The sequence below is a fragment of the Ilumatobacter nonamiensis YM16-303 genome (genome assembly GCF_000350145.1).
GTDB classification, from domain to species: Bacteria; Actinomycetota; Acidimicrobiia; order Acidimicrobiales; family Ilumatobacteraceae; genus Ilumatobacter_A; species Ilumatobacter_A nonamiensis.
Window position 1 is genome coordinate 1 of the sequence record NZ_BAOL01000337.1, and the last position, 661, is coordinate 661.

Sequence of the window (661 nt, forward strand, 5' to 3'; positions counted from 1 at the left end):
GGAGCCGACCAAGCACCAGTACGACTACGACTCGGCCACGGTGCACGGCTTCCTCGACCGCTATGGCCTGGCCGACGAGTATCGGGTCAACATCGAGGTCAACCACGCGACGTTGGCGGGCCACAGCTTTCATCACGAAGTCGCCTACGCACTCCAGAACGGGATCTTCGGAAGCGTCGATGCGAATCGTGGAGATCCGCAGAACGGGTGGGACACCGACCAGTTCCCGAACTCGGTCGAGGAACTCTCGCTGGCGATGTTCGAGATCCTGCGCGCCGGCGGGTTCACGACCGGTGGCTTCAACTTCGACACCAAGTTGCGCCGTCAGAGCCTGGATCGCAACGACCTGTTCCACGGCCACATCGGGGGGATCGACACGCTCGCCCAGTCATTGCTGGTCGCCGAGCAATTGATCGCCGACGGGACACTCGACGGCGCACGGGAGCAGCGCTACTCGGGTTGGAACCGGGGCCTCGGTCAGCTCATCGGAGCCGAAGGTGCGACGCTGGACTCGATCGCTGAAGAGGTGACCCGCAGCGGTCTCGACCCCCGCCCCGTATCCGGTCGCCAGGAACACTTGGAGAACCACGTGAACCACACCATCTGGGCAACGACATGAGCAACGTCTTCGTGCCATCGGGTGTCAGACACCCGATGGCAC

General features: G+C 63.5%; 1 protein-coding gene. It reads left to right on the top strand.

Annotation, left to right across the window (positions count from 1 at the left end):
- Window positions 1–619, top strand: a 619-nt coding sequence (locus tag ON45_RS23335) for an apurinic/apyrimidinic endonuclease family protein (protein ID WP_040496650.1), incomplete at its 5' end; no start/stop codon positions are given.
- Between the last annotated feature and the right edge of the window lie 42 nt (window positions 620–661).